Source organism: Pseudomonas alcaligenes, from assembly GCF_014490745.1.
Lineage (GTDB): Bacteria > Pseudomonadota > Gammaproteobacteria > Pseudomonadales > Pseudomonadaceae > Aquipseudomonas > Aquipseudomonas alcaligenes_C.
The window spans coordinates 4381900-4400629 of record NZ_LZEU01000001.1; the positions used below are offsets into that span (position 1 = coordinate 4381900).

Genomic DNA, 18730 nt, shown 5'->3' on the forward strand with positions numbered 1-18730 from the left:
CTCTTTTCTAATGAGCCTCATCCACCTGGAGGACAGCATGTCGAAGTCGATTCAACTGATTAAAGAACACGACGTGAAGTGGGTAGACCTGCGCTTCACTGACACCAAGGGCAAGCAGCACCACGTGACCATGCCGGCCCGTGATGCCCTGGACGACGAATTCTTCGAAGTCGGCAAAATGTTCGACGGTTCTTCCATCCATGGCTGGAAAGGCATCGAAGCCTCCGACATGATCCTGCTGCCGGTCGACGACACCGCGGTTCTGGATCCGTTCACCGAAGAGCCGACCCTGATCATCGTCTGCGACATCATCGAGCCGAGCACCATGCAAGGCTACGATCGCGACCCGCGCTCCATCGCCAAGCGCGCCGAGGAATTCCTCAAGACCACCGGTATCGGTGACACCGTATTCGTAGGCCCGGAGCCGGAGTTCTTCATCTTCGACGAAGTGAAGTTCAAGTCCGACATCTCCGGCTCGATGTTCAAGATCTTCTCCGAGCAGGGTTCCTGGAACACCGACGCCGACATCGAAGGCGGCAACAAGGGCCACCGCCCGGCCGTCAAAGGCGGTTACTTCCCGGTTCCGCCGTGCGACCACGACCACGAAATCCGTACTGCCATGTGTAATGCCATGGAAGAAATGGGCCTGGTCATCGAAGTTCACCACCACGAAGTGGCGACTGCCGGTCAGAACGAAATCGGCGTGAAGTTCAACACCCTGGTCAACAAGGCTGACGAAGTTCAGACCCTGAAGTACTGCGTGCACAACGTGGCCGACGCCTATGGCAAGACCGCTACCTTCATGCCGAAGCCGCTGTACGGCGACAACGGTTCGGGCATGCACGTACACATGTCGATCTCCAAAGACGGCAAGAACACCTTCTCCGGTGAAGGTTATGCCGGCCTGTCCGAGACCGCTCTGTACTTCATCGGCGGCATCATCAAGCACGGTAAGGCCCTGAACGGCTTCACCAACCCGTCGACCAACTCCTACAAGCGTCTGGTTCCAGGCTTCGAAGCTCCGGTAATGCTGGCCTACTCGGCTCGCAACCGTTCCGCCTCGATCCGCATCCCGTACGTTTCCAGCCCGAAAGCCCGCCGCATCGAAGCGCGCTTCCCGGATCCGGCTGCCAACCCGTACCTGGCCTTCGCTGCCCTGCTGATGGCCGGTATCGACGGTATCCAGAACAAGATCCACCCTGGCGATGCTGCCGACAAGAACCTGTACGACCTGCCGCCGGAAGAAGCTGCCAACATCCCGCAAGTTTGCGGCAGCCTGAAGGAAGCTCTGGAAGAGCTGGACAAGGGCCGTGCGTTCCTGACCAAGGGCGGCGTTTTCTCCGACGACTTCATCGATGCCTACATCGAGCTGAAATCCGAAGAAGAAATCAAAGTGCGCACCTTCGTGCACCCGCTGGAATACGACCTGTACTACAGCGTCTAAGTCCGTCGCGTGATGAAAGAGGCCTCCTTCGGGAGGCCTTTTTTTTGCGCCGGCACACGCCGCAACAGCCCCGCCCTTGCCAGCCTTGCCAGCAGATGCAAGGCTTAGCCGGGTTCCTACAGGAGTATCCGGATGCGCCTGCTTACCGCCTGCCTGCTCTGCGCCCTGGCCCTGCCAGCGAGCGCCGAGATATACAAATACACCGACGCCAATGGCAACACGGTCTTCACCAACCAGAAGCCGGAAGGCCAGAGCTCCGAAACCGTTGCCCTGCCTCCGACCAATACCGTCGAAGCCCAGGCACCCAGCCGTGTCATCGCCACTCCGGACAGCCCGCCGGCTGCAGCCCAGAGCGGTTATAGCGTGCTGCAACTGACCAATCTGCCCAGCGAAGAAGCCCTGCGCGCCAACAACGGTACTTTCAGCGTCGGTGTGAATATCGAGCCCCGCCTGCAGCCAGGCCACCTCCTGCGCCTGATCCTGGATGGCGAGCCCTATGGCCTGCCGAGCAATGTGCCACGCCTGCAACTGAGCAATATCGATCGCGGCGATCATCGCCTGGCGGTTGAAGTGATCAGCGGCGCCCAGCGGATTCAGCTAAGCAACACCGTCACCTTCACCGTGCAGCGCATCAGCACCAACAGCCCGGCGCGCCCCAAGCCGACTCCGCACAGAGCCCCCTGACCTCAAGAGCCCCCATGCTACGTCCGTTGCTATACCTGCTGTTCGGCCTGGTCTGCCTAAGCGCCCAGGCCGGCGTGTACACCTACATCGACCAAGACGGCAACCGCGTCTTCACTGACCAGCCGCGCTCGGAAAATGCCGAGCAGATCAAGCTGGCGCCCTCCAACGATATGCAGGCCACCGATGTCCCGCGGCCACCGCCCACGCAGCTGGCCAACCCGCCGGAAGCGCCCTACTACCAGTTTCTGCGCATCCTGGTGCCGGAGCCGGACGCCACCATCCGCGACCTTGAAGGCAACCTGATCGTCACCCTCACCAGCGAGCCGAGCCTGCTGCCGGGGCACAACTTCCGCCTGCTGATGGACGGTAATCCGGTCGGCGATGTCGGCCGCAGCCCGGTGTTCCCGCTGCAGAACATTGATCGCGGCACCCACCAGCTCTCGGCCGAGATCATCGATGCCGACGGCCGCATCGTCGAGCGCACGCCCAGCCAGCCGTTCCACATGAAGCGCACCTCCCTGGCCGAAAAGCGCCGCGCCCATCCCTGCGAAAAAGGCGACTACGGCGTGCGCCCGGAATGCCCGCTATCCGACAAACCGGAAGAGCCGAAGGACATCCCACTGATCCCCTTCATCTGATCGACGCAGATCAATGCACCAACATGAAGCATTGATCTGCACCGATTTCTATACTCTCCCTGTTTTGGTTCACTCGAGAAATCGCTGGCTGCGCTGAAACGCAGCCTAAATGGCAGCGACAGCAGCGCACGCGCGTCTTTTCGGGGCTTTGGTTTGCTTCTTGCATTTTCCAGCCCATCGCCGGGACTCGTACCTGCCATGATCAATGACGCGCTGCACCGCCTACTGCTCGACAACCTGACCACCGCCACCATTCTGCTCAATGCGGAACTGCGCCTGGAGTACATGAACCCGGCCGCGGAAATGCTGCTGGCCGTCAGTGGCCAGCGCAGCCATGGCCAGTTCATCAGCGAGCTGTTCACCGAATCGCCGGAAGCGCTCAGCTCGCTACGCCAGGCGGTGGAACAGGCCCACCCGTTCACCAAGCGCGAAGCCATGCTCACCTCCCTGAGCGGGCAGACCCTCACCGTCGACTACGCGGTGACGCCCATCCTCAACCGCGGCCAGACCCTGCTGCTGCTGGAAGTGCATCCGCGCGACCGCCTGCTGCGCATCACCAAGGAAGAGGCCCAGCTGTCCAAGCAGGAAACCACCAAGATGCTGGTGCGCGGCCTGGCCCACGAGATCAAGAACCCGCTCGGCGGCATCCGCGGCGCGGCCCAGCTGCTGGCCCGCGAACTGCCGGAAGAGAACCTCAAGGATTACACCAACGTGATCATCGAGGAGGCCGACCGCCTGCGTAACCTGGTCGACCGCATGCTGGGCTCGAACAAGCTGCCCTCGCTGGCCATGACCAATATCCACGAAGTGCTGGAGCGGGTCGGCAGCCTGATCGAGGCGGAAAGCCAGGGCAGCATCACCCTGGTGCGCGATTACGACCCGAGCATCCCGGACGTGCTGATCGACCGCGAGCAGATGATCCAGGCCGTGCTCAATATCGTGCGCAACGCCATGCAGGCGTTGTCCGCGCAGAGCGACCTGCGCCTGGGCCGCATCAGCCTGCGCACCCGTACCCTGCGCCAGTTCACCATCGGCCACACCCGCCACCGCCTGGTGGTGAAGATGGAAATCATCGACAACGGCCCGGGCATCCCGCAGGAACTGCAGGAAACCATTTTCTACCCCATGGTCAGCGGGCGCCCCGACGGCACCGGCCTGGGCCTGGCCATCACCCAGAACATCATCAGTCAGCACCAGGGCCTGATCGAGTGCGAGAGCCATCCGGGCCATACCGTGTTCTCGATCTTCCTGCCCCTGGAACAAGGAGCTTCTTAGTCATGAGCCGCAGTGAAACCGTCTGGATTGTCGACGACGACCGCTCGATCCGCTGGGTACTGGAAAAAGCCCTGCAACAGGAAGGCATGACCACCCAGAGTTTCGACAGCGCCGACGGCGTGCTGACCCGCCTGACCCGCCAGCAACCGGACGTGATCATCTCCGACATCCGCATGCCGGGTGCCAGCGGCCTCGACCTGCTGGCGCGCATCCGCGAGCTGTATCCACGTCTGCCGGTGATCATCATGACCGCCCATTCCGACCTGGACAGCGCGGTGGCCTCCTACCAGGGCGGTGCCTTCGAGTACCTGCCCAAGCCATTCGACGTCGACGAGGCGGTGTCCCTGGTCAAGCGTGCCTTCCAGCACGCCCAGGAGCAGCAGGGCCTGGAAGTGCCGACTGCCCAGGCACGCACCCCGGAGATCATCGGCGAAGCACCGGCCATGCAGGAGGTGTTCCGCGCCATCGGCCGCCTCTCTCACTCCAATATCACCGTGCTGATCAACGGCGAGTCCGGTACCGGCAAGGAGCTGGTGGCCCACGCCCTGCACCGTCACAGCCCGCGCGCCGCTTCGCCGTTCATCGCCCTGAACATGGCAGCGATTCCCAAGGATCTGATGGAGTCCGAGCTGTTCGGCCACGAGAAAGGCGCCTTCACCGGCGCGGCCAACCAGCGCCGCGGCCGCTTCGAGCAGGCCGACGGCGGCACCCTGTTCCTCGACGAGATCGGCGATATGCCGGCCGACACCCAGACCCGCCTGCTGCGCGTGCTGGCCGACGGCGAGTTCTACCGCGTCGGCGGCCACACCCCGGTGAAAGTGGACGTGCGCATCATTGCCGCCACCCACCAGAACCTCGAATCCCTGGTGCAGGCCGGCAAGTTCCGTGAAGACCTGTTCCACCGCCTCAACGTGATCCGCATCCATATCCCGCGCCTGTCGGATCGCCGCGAAGACATCCCTACCCTAGCCCGCCACTTCCTCGGCCGCGCCGCCCAGGAACTGGCCGTCGAACCCAAGCTGCTGAAGAGCGAGACCGAGGACTACCTCAAGCACCTGCCCTGGCCGGGCAACGTGCGCCAGCTGGAAAACACCTGCCGCTGGATCACCGTAATGGCTTCCGGCCGCGAAGTGCACATCGACGACCTGCCGCCCGAGCTGCTCACCCAGCCCCAGGAAAGCGCGCCGGCGACCAACTGGGAACAGGCCCTGCGCCAATGGGCCGACCAGTCCCTGGCCCGCGGCCAGTCGAGCCTGCTGGACAGCGCCGTACCGGCTTTCGAGCGGATCATGATCGAGACCGCCCTCAAGCACACCGCCGGCCGCCGCCGCGACGCCGCCGTGCTGCTGGGCTGGGGGCGCAACACCCTGACCCGCAAGATCAAGGAACTGGGCATGAAGGTCGACGGCGCTGATGACGACGACGGCGATGAATAAGCCGCACGCTTAGCAGCGCACCCTACAAACGGGCCCAGCAGGGCCCGTTTGTTTTTCCCGGGCCGGTAAATCCTGCCCGCAATACGCCCCGGTCAGTTCCTCTCCGCCCCGACAGGAAATGCTCCAGAGCAATGCACCTGCACCAGCCTGTTGCACTGCAGCAGTTCAACCACCCGGCCCGCAGCTGCTCCGGAAAACACCGATAAAATCGCTGAAACCCAGGATTCACAAGGCCTGCAGACGAGGTAATAAAACTGGCACACGCCCTGCATAGGCTAAAGCAATCCCAGTTTTGGGGACCTTGGTACAGGCAGGCCGGGGAATCCCCTCTTTTACAAGCCCAGCAAAAAGGCCACCTTCGCAGGTGGCCTTTTTGTTTTCCGCCGATCTAGCGGTACAGCTCGCGCCGGTAGATCAAGGGCGTCGCCCCCCGGTAGATACCGAAGCTGGCCAGCCCGCGCGCCGCGCTGCGAGTGGCGCCATCCCAGGCGAAATACAGCCAGCTCGGCATCGTCTGGTAGCTGGCCTGCACCGAGCCATCGTTGCCGCTGCCCGGCGCACTGAGCAGCAGGCTGCCGGCACCTGACGACGGCGCCGTCGAGGCCGGCGTGGTCTCTCCAAGCGCCAGGTTGCCGGTGAAGTTGTCCAGGGTCACCGTCCCCAGTGCTGCCGCCGTGGTGCAGGTATCCAGGGTCTCGGCCTGAAAACTGCCGCCGGCCACGTTCTGCCAGCTTTCCAGGGCAACCGGCAGGGTCAGGCTCTGTAGCTCGGAGCCCCGGGCATTGCCGATGCGCAGGCGGCCCAGGCGCACATTGCTGCCGCCGAAGTCGAAACTGAAGGTCGTACAGGCCGAACCACCACCGAAGTAGCAGGCCCCGTCCTGATCGGTCAGGTTGGCGGCGGAGAAGCCCTGACGGATGCTGGCCGCCACCGGGTAATCATCGCTGACCGGCAGCGGCGCCGGGGTGTACTGCAGTTGCTCGCCACTCCAGCGGAAGGCCTTGAGCCCATCCCCGGTGCTGGCATCGACGGTGGTCGTCGTCACCGTACCCTGACTAGTCAGGCGGCTGTTGAGGTTGGTTCGCCCGCTGATCACCGACAGATAGGCATCGCGCGTCGGCGTGTTCAAGCGCCAGAAAGCGCCACGATCATAGTTGCTGGTCACCGCCCCTTGCCGGTTGTAACCGGTCACTGTCAGTAGCGGCTCCTGACCACTGGCAAAGGCTATGGGCTGGCCTTGATAGCTATAAGCGGTGCCGCAGCTAGGCGTCAGGCTGGCGCTGCCCGTCACCCCCAGATAGGCGGGAATGAAGCGCCCGACCAGGTCGCTGGTGCCACCGCTGACCGTTTCCGAGCCCAGGTAGCTCGATGCCGTTGGCGTGGCCGTAAAGCGAAACACGCCAACTTCGGAGACGGACATGCTGGCAGTGGTCTGGCTGCCCAACACGTGGTTGTAGCTGGCCGGCGTGACGCTGCCATTGGCGCCGCCGGCTGGTTCGACCAGAGCGCTGCTCAGAGCAATGCTGCTCAGTTCGAACTTGGGCGTGACGATATTGCCCGTGCACAGGGCCGCAGCCGTCAGCGCCTCACCATCGGCCTGCCAGCCCACTGCCTTGACCCGCAGCGGGAAACTGTCGCCCGCGCGGATGCCACCCGGGAAAGCGACGCAGTTGGAGCTGACCCCCGCCACCGTGCAGGTCGAATCGGTCTGCAGGCACAGGCCATAGGGGCGGCTCCTGAAGGTGGTCGAGCCCGTCATGCTCAACCCCGCGTCGCTATTGGCCGCGCTGCCGGTATAGGTCGCACTGAGCGCCATCTGCCCGGCATCGTCGTAGCGCACAGTCAGTGGCGCCGAACCAGTGGCATCGAAAGCCAGGCTCAGGCTGGTGGCGCTCGTGGTGACATTGGTGCCGTTGATCACCACCGGCTGGTTGGCGGTTACCCCGGCAGCAGTACTGGCCGCCAGCGTCGGATTGCTATAGCCCGAGGTGAAGCTGAGTGTGCGGGTGACGCTGGCGAACCCCGGCACACAGGCCTGGGTGGCATCGTCCTTCTTGATTGCCTTGATGCTGCCGGTGACCGGCTTGACCGCGATCATGTTGGGTACGCTGATCAGGAAACCGCTGTCGGCGTAGCTGATCGTACAACCCGAGGTCGAACATACCGGCGTGCTCAGCGGCTTGGTCGCCGGGATCGAAGTGTTCGCCACCGTACCAACCACCACATCGCCCACTGCCGTACTGCGCAGCTGCGCACTCGCCGTCCCGCCACTGAAGGTGATGGTGCTACCGCTGATGGTGGCCGGAGAAGTGGCCGTCCAGCCACTGGCAGGGCTCAGCTGGACACTGACCGGGTCGGTGTAGAGGCTGCTGCAACTGCTATCCAGGCAGGCCTTGATCGTTACCGGCTGCGGGCTGCAGGTCAGCGCCGGGCTGGCATAGCTGAACTCGTAGTGATCAATCTGCGCGCCAATCGGGTTGAGTTTGCTGGCGCACACCTGCAGGTCGTCCAGCTCGTGGATATTGTTCGAGCCGCCCGTGGAGCCGGTGAACGACAGGTAGAAGTCGCTGGGCAATGCGGCCTGGTTGGTACCGGTCAGCGCGTCGAACGAGGAAATCAGCGTGGTGAATCCAGACCCCGTGTTGCGCTCGACCCGTACCATGGTCTTGCCGACCACCGTACTGTCCAAGGTGATGCGGTAGGTATGCCCAGGGCCGGCCGTGGAGCCCGACACGTCGAGGCTCGGGTTCAGGTTGGCCGAAGTACCCGCCAGGTAACGGTAATCCGAAGTGCCGCTACCGGAGCCACGAATCGACACCGAGTCCTGGCGCAATCCCGGGCCACCGATGCGGGTTTCGGTGGGGTTGGAGAAGTTGCCGTATTCGTCCAGCGCAACGCCCAGCCAGCCGCCGGCGAAGCCACTGGTACCGTTGAGCTGGGCATAGCCCAGCGACCCACCGTAGCCACCAGGTTGTGGCGTTTGCGTGGCGTTGGAGAAGATCACCGCTACCCCATCGGCACCGTTGCCGTTGTAGGCGTAGTACTTGAACTGCACCTGCACATAGTTGGTCTTGGCCGGTAGCAGGCGCTGCAGGGTGGCGGCCGTTGCCACGTTGCCGGTGTTGTCGGTCAGGCGCAGACGGTTACTGACGATCTTCGGTACACCGAAACTGCCGTTGCGCGTAGTCACCGCCCAGTCACTGGTGCCCAGATCGGTGCGGTTATAGCTATCGGTGAAGCACACTGGCGTCACGCTGGCATTACAGGCATTGGCCGGTGTGGAGTTGGGCAGGCAGGTGCCGGTGACCGAGCTTGAGGTGCTGACATTGATGGTGGAGTAGTTGGGAGCGGTGAAGTCACCATAGGCAACCGTATTGTTCAGGTTCACCGCGCCGCTCTGCGTGGTGACCGTCACCTTGCTTTCGGCACTACCCAGATAGCTATCGGTGAAGGTCGCGCTGCTGGCACCACTGACCGAGCCACTGGTCATGGTCACCCCGGTGAACGTGGCGGGGTTGTTGCCGGCATAGAAAGTACCGGCAATGGTGCCGCCGGTAATGCTCAGGCGGTCGGAGTCGGAGCGTGCCCCGCCGGAGAGATCGGTTCCGTTGGTAGTCACGCTGCAGCAGTTGCTGCGTACTAGCCCGGTTACGCTCCCTCCAGTGAGACTGATGGAGCCGCTAGTACTGGTCAGGGTGCCGCCGAAGCTGGTGCCGTTGGTGGTAATCGCTCCTGAATTGCTGACATTACCGGCGATGCTGCCACCGGTGGTATTCAATGTGCCCGAGCTGATCGTCAGGGTTCCGTCGATGATGGTGCCATTGATCACGGTATTGCCACTGGCGCTGACATTTCCTGCCACGCTGCCACCACTGAGGTTGAGCGCCCCGGTGCCCGCAACCGCCCCACTGACCGTTGTGCCACTGAGACTGATAGTGCCGCTCGACGCAGTGACCGAGCCGTAGATGGTGGTGGTGCCAGAGGTGGTCAGGGTGCCGGATCCCGTTTGCAGGCTGATGTTCCTGGCGCTGCTGCCTGCCGTGGTGGACACCAGGCTGATGGTGCCAGTGGCCACTACGGTAATGTCGCTATTGTTCGACACGCTCAGCACATCCCCGGCGGCCGTGCTGATATTGCCGTTGCAGGTAAAGGTACTGCCACTGCGCGACCAGGTGCCGGAACAGATCGACGGCGTACCGCTGACTCCCGAGTTGCTGAAGGTGTAGTTCACCGCCCAGGCATCAGTGCCCAGTAGCCATAGCAAGGGCAGCCACCAGCAGCGGCACAGCCTGCCGAAGGCTGACCGGCTCATCGTAATCATCGCTCCACCGTTGCAGTCAGTTGCCGGTAGGCATAGTCGGGACGGGCAGCCGGGTTGCCGTTCTGCGCCGTAGCGGTAAAGCGGAATATCTGCACGGCGCTGCCGTCGTCATCGGTGTAGCTGGTGCTGGCACAGGTCACCGCCACCGTGAAGTCACTGAGATTGCTGCCGGCCAGGCTTGGCGCGCCTGCCGCACAGGTGCCGGCGTTGAAGGCCTGGGTGATGCCCCACTCCAGCCCGGCTCGTGCCGCCTGGTAGGCCCGCGCCTGCTGGATGGCCAGACTGTTGGTGCCGTGCTGGGTCGCCGACAGTTTCGCCATGGCGGCGATCACCAGGGTCACGATGATGATCAGGAACATCGCCGCCACCAGGCCGAAGCCACGCCCGTGCTGTGGGCTCGTCCAGTCAGGGCGCATTGTCGACGTGTACCTGTTGCAGCAGTTGCAGGGATTCCCCGTTCTGGGTCAGGCCCAGGTTGAGAGTCAGCAGGCCGGCACGCTGGGTGCTGCCGGCCTGGTAGATGAAGCTGCAGCTGGCAACGTTGGCCACCACCGGCTGCGGATTGGAACCAACCGGCGGCGAGTTGGAAATATTGCTTTGCAAGGCGGTGTAGCTGTAACGCACCAGCTGGCCGTTCTGGCAGCGGTAGCCGACCACGCTCTGGGCCAAATACAGGCGCCGCTCCGGCGAAGCAAAGGCGAAGCGGAAACCTCCGCTTGGCAAGTTGCCGAGAATGATCTGGCTCTCCCCCGTCGGCGTGCCGTTGACCACGCTGAAAGTGGTGCCGGTGGGGGTGATCACCCCGGGGTTGTTGCTCGTCGCCCAGACATTGCTGCCCGGGGTTGGATTGCCACCGGTCTCGGCACCAATGTTGTACAGCACCATCCAGTTGGCGCCGGCCGGGTTCAGCGTGGCGTCCAGCACCTGCACGCTGTCGCAGCGCCCGCCCGTGGTACTGCTACCGCAGGTGCCCGCAGTATCGCTGGCAAAACGCAGGCCCTCGCTGCCGGTACGATTGGGCCGGTAGCGCGCCGCGCTGTGGATCAGCAGCAACTCCACCGCCAGGCCATCGGCCGAGACCCGCAGCGAGTTGGGCACCGCCAGGCGCACATCGCGGGTGATGCGGTTCAGCGCCCCGGCCGCCTGATCCACCAGCAGAGCGCGCCGGCTCTGCCCGGCGAAGCCCTCCAGCGGCCGCGACAGCACGGTACCGATCATCATCGCCACCAGCCCGGACAAGGCGATGACCATTACCAGCTCGACCAGGGTAAAACCAGCACGGCGCCGCATCAGTAGCGCGTCCTGTAGCCGCCCAGCACCAGCTGCTGGCCGGCTGGATCAGTCACCGTGACCTGCACATAGAGCACATCAGCCGAAGCCAGGCTCTCCCAAGCCTGGGCGGCTACACTGGCCTGCACGCGGTAGGCGGAAAGCGCAGTAATGGCCTGGCCACGAGCATCGCGGGCGCCGTTGTCGTTCAGGCCGTTGTAGTCGCAGACATTGTCGTAACTGGCCCGACTGGCAGGTGCTGCCGGGCACACCGTACCCGCCGCCGGATCGAGAAAGGGCTGCAGCAGGATTTCTTCCAGATAGGCCTCGGCGATAGCCAGGCTCTGCTGGCGCAACAGAGGATCTGCCGAGCGGCCCGTGATGGCAGCCATGGCGCTGAACATGGCCGCGGCGGCAATACCGACGATCACGATGGTGATCACCAGCTCGACCAAGGTCATGCCGGCCTGGCGCTTCACTGCACCATGCCCGTAGTGGCAGTCACGCTGATGGAAAACGTCCCGATAGTCGCACTCGCCGCCGCGGAGGGCTGGCCCTGCGAGTCGAACACAACAGGAAATGCAGTGGGATCTGCCGTCACGCTGACACCGGAAGGTACTGCCCCCGCGAGAGACTGGCCATCCGGCCCTGGCACACTGACGTTATAGGCGCCACTGGTGCAATTGGCCGCCTGCAGCACACTATAGCCGGCAGCACTCAGGCTGACCTGGATCAGGCAGCCGCTGGACACCGCCAGTTTCTGCCCATAACGCACCGCGGCCAGGCTTTCTTCGTAGAACAGGCGCTCGTCGAACACCTTTCTATCGAAGAAGCGCGGCCCCACCACCACGGCGAGTATGCCGATGATGACAATCACCATCACCAGCTCGACCAGGGTGAAGCCGCGCATACCTTAGTTGCAGTTGGCAGCAGTGAGCGCATTGGAGGTAAAGGTCGGCGCAGTATCGGCAGCGGCCATCTTGTAGCTGAACGTGCAAGCCGCCTTGCCGTTGGCCTGCACCTCATAGGTATCGGCAGTGCTGGTCACAATGGTGAAGTCCGACGCCGAAATCTGCGCAGCAACAGCGATACCAGCAGCAGTCGGGGCCGGATACTTGTTGACCATGGTAATAGTCGCGCCCTCAAGCGTAATGTTCCCAGTCGAGTTATTGGCTAGCGCATAGGAGTGGGCAATAGCCGAAGCCGACTTCATCGCTCCCAGGGCCCCTTGGGATGCAGCCAGACGAGCATTGCCGGAAAGATCGGCAAACTTCGGCAGCGCAAACGCCGCCAGAATGCCGAGAATCACGATAACCATGATCAGCTCGATCAGGGTGAAGCCGCTCTGTTGCTTTTTCATCTTCTCAATCCTCAGGGTCGAATTATTCGACGAAGGTGGTGGTAACGGTGCCGTTGGCGGAGTTGTAGACGATGGTGTCATCACCCTCGTCCAGTTGGTAGGTGTAGGTGCACTGGGTAGTGGTGCTGGTGACGACGTAGTCGACACCACTGGCAGCTGCAGCCGCCACGACCGGCGCGGAGCCTTGCAGCACGGCGCTCCACAGCCCCACGCAGTCGAGTGCGCCGCCGGTGCCGAGCGGCCAGCCGGAGCTGTTGACGTCGACATCGTTGTTGCCGAAGCCGGCCACGTTGGTATCCGGGGTGGCCACGCCCTTGCTGCGATTGACCTCCCATTGAGCGCGCACCAGCAGCACGGCGGAAGCCAGGGCACCGCCGGCACCTTCCACGGCGGCACGGTGGGCGTCCTTGGTGACGGTGATCATGCGCGGCAATGCCACGGCGGCGAGGATGCCGAGAATCACGATCACCACGATCAGTTCAACCAGAGTGAAACCTTTGCTGCTCTTCATAACCTTCCCTCAGTGATCCAACAAACCCGCGGCGGACAGCTCCGTCAGGGGTACTTCCTGCAACTCCAGGGCAAAGGTCGCGCCCTTTGATTGTGGCGTAGCCAGCTGCACGCCGGGAACCGCCAACAACCGATAGACCTGCAACCCACCCCGCGTTCTCGTCCACTCGTCGCCGAAGCGGCTGCGGTACAGCACCCAGGCCCGCTGCGGCAGCCAGTACCAACAGCCGCGCTCTGGCTGTTCGCCTGCGGCCAGTTCGCCGCAGTAGTTGTCCTGCTGCCAGCGCAGCAGGGTGAACGGATTGCGGCTTTTCCACGCCGCCTCCAGCACCTGCTGCTTCGCCAGCCGCTCGCTGACCAGGCTGCCCAGGCTGCTGGCCAGATGCTCGCGGGTCGCCTGCACCGCACGCCGCTCGCTGACCTGGGCGATCTTCCAGGCCAAGGCCAGAACAACCCCCAGCAGTATCGCCAGCCCCAATCCGCGCCCCAGCCAGCGTGCCCGCCGCACAGTCTGGTCGACCTGGTAATCCGGCCTCACATCTGGCCCTTGGCCGCGGATGCCAGCTCCCACATCGGCAGGAACACCCCCAGGGCCAGAATCAGTACCAGCACACCCATGGCCACGATCAGGATCGGCTCGATGGCATCGGCCAATTGCTTGAGATCGTAGTCCACCTCCTGTTCGTAGAAATCGGCCACCTCGACGAACAGATCGTCCAGCGCGCCGGTTTCCTCGCCTACCGCCATCATCTGCAGCACCAGCGGGGTGAACAACCCGCTGCTCGACGCGGTACGGGTCAGCGCCTCGCCGCGCTCGACCCCCTCGCGCATGGTCAGGATGGCCTGGCCGATATGCAGGTTGCCGACGCTGGCGCTGTTGATCGACAGGGTCTGCAGCAACGGCACGCCGGCGCGGTACATCATGGCGAAGGTGCGGGTGAAACGGGCCAGGGCGATGCGCTCGAAGATGCCGCCGACAATCGGCAGGCGCAGCTTGATCGCGTCCCACTTCAGGGCACCCTCGGCGCTGGCCTGCCAGCGGAAGAAGGCATAGAAGGCGCCGATCAGCAGCAGGCCCATGGCCCACCAGTAATGCTGGAAGAACTGCGAGGTGCCGATCAGGATCCGCGTGGGCAGCGGCAGTTGGGCATGGAACTGTTCGAACACCTTGGCGAAGGCCGGGATCACGAACAGGTTGATCACCACCAGCGCCACCGCCATGGCGGCCATGACGAACAGCGGGTAGCGGGTGGCCTGCTTGATCCGCTTGCGCGTCTCGCGCTCCAGCTCCAGGTAGCCGGACAGCTGGCGGAAGGCCTGATCGAGCTGGCCGGTGTTCTCGCCGACGCTGATCATGCTGATGAACAGGGTACCGAACACCTTGGGGTGGGCATGCAGGGCCACGGCCATGCTCATGCCGCCTTCCAGGTCGGCACGCACCGCCTGCAGCACTTCGCGGAAATACAGATTGCGGTGCGACTCGGCCAGGCCGCCGATGGCGCGGATGATCGGCACCCCGGCCTTGCTCAAGCTGTACATCTGGCGGCAGAAGATGATCAGTTCCTCCAGGTCGACGCTCTTGCGTCGCAGGCGTTCGCGCAGATCGGCGAAGACATCCTCGCCGGCCTGCACGGCCTGTTCCTCGATGGTCAGCGGGGTGATCTTCAGCCCCAGCAGTTCACTGGCCACGCTGTCGCTGCTGGCACCCTGCAGGGTGCCGGCGACCTTGCCGCCCTGGGCATCGCGACCGGTGTAGCGGAACTGCGCCATCAGCCCAGCACCTCATCGGTGAGGGTGGCGCAGACCTTGAGCACTTCCTCGACGCTAGTCACCCCGGCCAGTGCATAGTCCAGCGCACAGGCCGCCAGCGGGCGGTAGTTGGCGCTGGCCTTGGCCGCTTCGGCAAAGCCTTGCGGGTCGCTGCGGCGCAGCGCGGCGATCATCGCCTCGTCCATTTCCAGCAGCTCGTAGACCCCCAGGCGCCCGGCATAGCCGCTGTTGTGGCACTGGTGGCAGCCGCTGCCGCGCTTGAACGCGCGCCCGGCCAGCACGCTGCCGTGCAGGTTCTCCAGCCAGGCCAGCTGCTGCGGCTCGGGCTGGTGGTCTTCCATGCAGTTCTCGCACACCCGGCGTACCAGGCGCTGGGCCAGCACCGCGTTGAGCGAGGTGGCGACGAGGAACGGCTCGGCGCCCATGTCGATCAGGCGCATGGCCGAGGTCAGGGCGTCGTTGGTGTGCAGGGTGGACAGCACCAGGTGGCCGGTGAGCGCGGCGCGCAGGCCGATCTCGGCGGTCTCCTGGTCGCGCATTTCGCCGATCAGCACGATGTCCGGGTCCTGGCGCAACGCGGCGCGCAGCACGCGGGCGAAGCTCAGGTCGATCTTGGTGTTGACCTGCACCTGGTTGATCCGCGGCAGGCGATATTCCACCGGGTCTTCCACGGTGATGATCTTCTTCTCCGGGCTGTTCAGCTCGGTGAGGCCGGCGTACAGGGTGGTGGTCTTGCCCGAGCCGGTGGGGCCGGTGACCAGCACCAGGCCATAGGGGCGCTGCAGCAGGCGGCGGAAGCGCGCCAGCATGTCCGGCGGCATGCCACTGGCATCCAGGCTGGCCACGCCGCTGCTCTGGTCGAGCAGGCGCATCACCACCGACTCGCCGAACTGCACCGGCATGGTCGACACCCGCACATCGATGTTGCGGTTCTTCACCCGGATGTTGAAGCGGCCGTCCTGCGGCAGGCGCTTCTCGGAGATATCCAGGCCGGACATGATCTTCAGGCGCATGACCAGCGCCGAGGCGATGCGCTGCTCCTTCATCACCTGCTCGTTGAGCACCCCGTCGATGCGCTGGCGGATGCGCACCACGCCCTCGTCCGGCTCGATATGGATGTCCGAGGCCTTCATCTGCACCGCGTCCTCGAACAGCGTCTGCAGCAGGCGCACCACCGGTGCATCGCTGGTGTTGTCGGCGCCCAGCTTGGACAGGTCGAAGTCGCTGTCCTGCAGCTCGCCTTCCAGCTCGCCGGCGATCGAGGCGATCTCGCTGGTGCGCCGGTAGACCAGATCGAGGGTGGCCAGCAGCTCGGCCTCGCGCACCACCGCCGGCAGCACGCGGGTCTTGAGGATGCGCTCCATCTCGTCGAGCGCGAACAGGTCGAGCGGGTCGGACATGCCGACCAGCACCCCACCGCCCTCGCGGCTCAGGACGATGGCGCGGAAGCGCCGGGCCATGGCCTCCGGCAGGCTCTGCACCAGCGGCAGGTCGAACTTGAAGTGCTTGAGTTCGATAAAGGGAATCTTCAGCTGCTCGGACAGCGCGGTGAGCAGTTTGACCTCGGCGACGAAGTTGAGGTCGACCACCGTGCGGCCGAGCTTGGAGCCGGTGCGCTTCTGCTCCTGCAGGGCCAGTTGCAGCTGCGCCTCGCTGATCAGCCCGGCCTGGATCAGCAGGTCGCCCAGGCGCACCTTGCGCTGGCGTACGTCATCCGGATTCATCCGCGACCTCCCAGCGCCGTGGCGCGTTCACTGGCGAAGCGCCGAGCGCCGTCGTCCAGTCCCTGCCCCTGCAGGGCCAGGCGATAATGACGAGCGGCCTCACTCGGCCGATCAAGCTGTTCCAGGGCAATGGCCAGGCCCAGTTGCCAGGTGGCCTGGCTGGGGCGCAGGGCGACCATCTGCTGGTACAGCGCGGCGCTTTCCTGCCATTGCCCGGTCTGCTGGTAAGCCGCGGCCAGCAGGGCGTGGTAGGTCGGTTCCTGCACCAGGGCCGGCGCACTCTGCTCCAGGGTGGCGACCGCCGCCTTGGTCTCGCCGGCCTGCAACTGGGCGCGAGCCAGCAGCAGGCGCAGCTCGCTGTCCTGCGGGTGTTGCGCCAGCTGCGCCGGCAGCCAGCCCAGCAGGCGCTGCTGCTGACCGCCGGCCAGGTAGGCGCGGGCCAGCCAGCGCAGCACTTCCTGGTCGCCGGCGCGGCTCTGCTGCAAGTCTTCCAGCAGGCGGATGGCGCGCGGGTAGTCGCCCTCCTGCAGGGCCTGGCGCGCCTGATTCAGGCTGTCCGGCTGGGCAGCGCTGATCTTCACTTCGGGCGGCCCGCTGGGGGCGGTCGCGGCCGGCTCGGCCACTGGCTCGCGGGCCGCTGGCGGAGCATCGGCAGCCGGCACCGGGGCACTGGCCCAGGCCGGCAGGGGCGCCTCGGCAGCCGGCTCGCTGGCAGGAACGGCCGTCGGCAATTGTTCCAGCTCCAATGGCGCCTCGGCCTTCTGCGCCGGCGCCGCCAGCGGCACCTCGACCCACAGCAGCCAGCGGTCGCCAGCCGGTTCCAGGCGGTCGCTCACCTGCAATTCTTCGCCCAGGCCGACCAGCAGCACCTGGACATCCTGCCCCTGCTGCTCGACACGCCAGGACAGGCTGTTGCCTGTGCTCTGCACGCGCCCGGACTGGGTCTCGCCGGCCAACTGCACGCCCGGCAGACGCAGGCTTACGGCGCCGCTCTCCTCGCTGCGGCGGTAGGCCACCGAGCGATCCAGCAGCAACTGCAGGATCAGGGTGCGGCCATCGTTCTGCGGCAGCACCTCCAGCAGGCGCGGCAGCGGCACGGCCGGCAACGCCGCTGGTGCAGCAACACTCGGCTCGACCGGGAGCAGCCGCTCCGGCAGTGGGTTGACCAGGCGGCCGATCATCAACCCCAGCAGCACGCCGAACAGCACCACGGCAGCGAGCCAGACCAGGCCGCGGCGCACCCGCTCGTAACGTTCGCGCCGCTCCGCACCGGCCTCGTCCACCGGCTGCAGGCCTTCCAGGCTGAGGCGTTCGGACGGCGCTGCCCGGCGCTCTTCGAGATCGCGCAGCATGTCGTTGACCAGGCTCATGGCAGCAGCTCCCGCCAGTGCGCCAGCCAGGGCCAGGCGCCGATCAGGGCGAGCAGCGACAGGCTCATGGCCGCCAGGCTCCAGCCCAGCCAGAGCGGGCGCCGGCGCAGAAACGGCTGGGCGCCTTCGGTATCCAGCTGGGCGCGCTGCACCTGGCGCGCGCCGACCTGCCGGCGACCTTCACCAAAGGCCACCATCAGCGCCTTATGCGCGAGGATGTTGATCAGCCGCGGGATGCCGCCGCTGCCGCGCACCAGGCGGCGCACGGCGGCCCCGTCGAACAGCGGCTCGCCACGGTAGCCGGCCACGGCCAGGCGCTCGCTGAGGTAACGGTTGGTGTCCTTCACGTCCAGCGGGCGCAGGCAGTAGGAAAAGGTGATGCGCTGGCGCAGCTGACGGAATTCGTTGCGCGCCAGGGTGGCGTCCAGCTCGGGCTGGCCGAACAATACCACCTGCAGCAGCTTGGCCTGCTCGGTCTCCAGATTGGTCAGCAGGCGCAGGGCTTCCAGGGTGGCCGTCGGCAGGGCCTGGGCCTCGTCGATCAGCAGCACCGTGCTCTTGCCGGCGGCGGCCAGCTCGATCAGGCGCCGGTGCAGGGCATCCAGCACGCCCTGGGCGTCCAGCTCCTCGATACCCTCGACGTGCAGCTCGCGGGCCAGGGCCTGGCGCAGGCCCACCGGGCTCATGCCCGGGTTGGGCAGGTAGGCGGCCTGGTAGCGCTCGCCATCCAGCTCGTTGAGCAGCGCGCGGCACAGCAGGGTCTTGCCGGTGCCGACTTCGCCGGTGACCTTGATGAAGCCCTCACCCTCGCCCAGCGCCACGCGCAGCAGGTTGAGGCACGCCTGGTAGGGCGCCAGCTGCACCAGGAAGCCGGTGTTGGGCGTCAGCGCGAAGGGTTTCTCGCGCAGACCGAAGAAGGCTTCGTACAT

Annotated in this window: 17 protein-coding genes; 5 read left to right on the forward strand and 12 right to left on the reverse strand. The window is 65.0% G+C overall.

Annotation, left to right across the window (positions count from 1 at the left end):
- Positions 1-37 precede the first annotated feature (37 nt).
- From glnA to ntrC, 5 genes are all read left to right on the forward strand, one after another.
- Complete coding sequence (gene glnA / locus A9179_RS20095; protein WP_187807964.1) at positions 38-1444, forward strand: glutamate--ammonia ligase; 1407 nt, start codon at positions 38-40, stop codon at positions 1442-1444.
- Positions 1445-1576: 132 nt separating this feature from the next.
- Positions 1577-2128 (forward strand): DUF4124 domain-containing protein, encoded by a 552-nt coding sequence (locus A9179_RS20100; protein ID WP_187807965.1) that lies wholly within the window; start codon positions 1577-1579, stop codon positions 2126-2128.
- A 14-nt stretch (positions 2129-2142) separates the two neighbouring features.
- On the forward strand, positions 2143-2766 hold the full coding sequence (locus A9179_RS20105) for a DUF4124 domain-containing protein (RefSeq protein ID WP_187807966.1): 624 nt from the start codon (positions 2143-2145) through the stop codon (positions 2764-2766).
- A gap of 198 nt (positions 2767-2964) precedes the next feature.
- A complete protein-coding gene (gene glnL, locus A9179_RS20110; protein ID WP_187807967.1) occupies positions 2965-4041 on the forward strand; it encodes a nitrogen regulation protein NR(II) in 1077 nt (358 codons plus the stop codon).
- 2 nt (positions 4042-4043) lie between these two features.
- Entirely contained in the window at positions 4044-5477 is a 1434-nt protein-coding gene (ntrC, locus tag A9179_RS20115; protein ID WP_187807968.1) for a nitrogen regulation protein NR(I), read from the forward strand.
- 388 nt (positions 5478-5865) lie between these two features.
- Here the strand turns inward: ntrC and A9179_RS20120 are convergent, their stop codons facing one another.
- From A9179_RS20120 to A9179_RS20175, 12 genes are read right to left on the reverse strand one after another with little or no spacing between them, the layout of a single operon-like run.
- Positions 5866-9789 (reverse strand): DUF6701 domain-containing protein, encoded by a 3924-nt coding sequence (locus A9179_RS20120; protein ID WP_187807969.1) that lies wholly within the window; start codon positions 9787-9789, stop codon positions 5866-5868.
- A 5-nt stretch (positions 9790-9794) separates the two neighbouring features.
- Positions 9795-10214, reverse strand: coding sequence for a hypothetical protein (locus A9179_RS20125; protein ID WP_187807970.1), 420 nt, complete (start codon positions 10212-10214; stop codon positions 9795-9797).
- Positions 10204-11088, reverse strand: coding sequence for a prepilin-type N-terminal cleavage/methylation domain-containing protein (locus A9179_RS20130; protein ID WP_187807971.1), 885 nt, complete (start codon positions 11086-11088; stop codon positions 10204-10206). The genes A9179_RS20125 and A9179_RS20130 overlap by 11 nt, the downstream gene beginning before the upstream one ends.
- Positions 11088-11546, reverse strand: a complete 459-nt coding sequence (locus A9179_RS20135; protein ID WP_316851845.1) for a type IV pilus modification PilV family protein — start codon at positions 11544-11546, stop codon at positions 11088-11090. Before A9179_RS20135 ends, A9179_RS20130 begins: the two co-directional genes overlap by 1 nt.
- Positions 11543-11977 (reverse strand): prepilin-type N-terminal cleavage/methylation domain-containing protein, encoded by a 435-nt coding sequence (locus A9179_RS23120; protein WP_187807972.1) that lies wholly within the window; start codon positions 11975-11977, stop codon positions 11543-11545. The genes A9179_RS20135 and A9179_RS23120 overlap by 4 nt, the downstream gene beginning before the upstream one ends.
- 3 nt (positions 11978-11980) lie before the next feature.
- Positions 11981-12427, reverse strand: coding sequence for a type IV pilin protein (locus A9179_RS23125; RefSeq protein ID WP_187807973.1), 447 nt, complete (start codon positions 12425-12427; stop codon positions 11981-11983).
- Between the two features lie 22 nt (positions 12428-12449).
- The gene (locus A9179_RS20150; protein ID WP_187807974.1) at positions 12450-12938 is read right to left on the reverse strand and encodes a type II secretion system protein; all 489 of its coding nucleotides are present in this window, start codon (positions 12936-12938) and stop codon (positions 12450-12452) included.
- 9 nt (positions 12939-12947) lie between these two features.
- Positions 12948-13475 carry a hypothetical protein gene (locus A9179_RS20155; protein ID WP_187807975.1) on the reverse strand — a complete coding sequence of 176 codons (528 nt, stop codon included), beginning with the start codon at positions 13473-13475 and terminating at the stop codon, positions 12948-12950.
- The gene (locus A9179_RS20160) at positions 13472-14707 is read right to left on the reverse strand and encodes a type II secretion system F family protein (protein ID WP_187807976.1); all 1236 of its coding nucleotides are present in this window, start codon (positions 14705-14707) and stop codon (positions 13472-13474) included. Before A9179_RS20160 ends, A9179_RS20155 begins: the two co-directional genes overlap by 4 nt.
- Positions 14707-16431 (reverse strand): GspE/PulE family protein, encoded by a 1725-nt coding sequence (locus A9179_RS20165; RefSeq protein WP_187807977.1) that lies wholly within the window; start codon positions 16429-16431, stop codon positions 14707-14709. The genes A9179_RS20160 and A9179_RS20165 overlap by 1 nt, the downstream gene beginning before the upstream one ends.
- Complete coding sequence (locus tag A9179_RS20170) at positions 16428-17801, reverse strand: tetratricopeptide repeat protein (RefSeq protein ID WP_187807978.1); 1374 nt, start codon at positions 17799-17801, stop codon at positions 16428-16430. The genes A9179_RS20165 and A9179_RS20170 overlap by 4 nt, the downstream gene beginning before the upstream one ends.
- Complete coding sequence (locus A9179_RS20175; RefSeq protein WP_187807979.1) at positions 17798-18730, reverse strand: ExeA family protein; 933 nt, start codon at positions 18728-18730, stop codon at positions 17798-17800. The genes A9179_RS20170 and A9179_RS20175 overlap by 4 nt, the downstream gene beginning before the upstream one ends.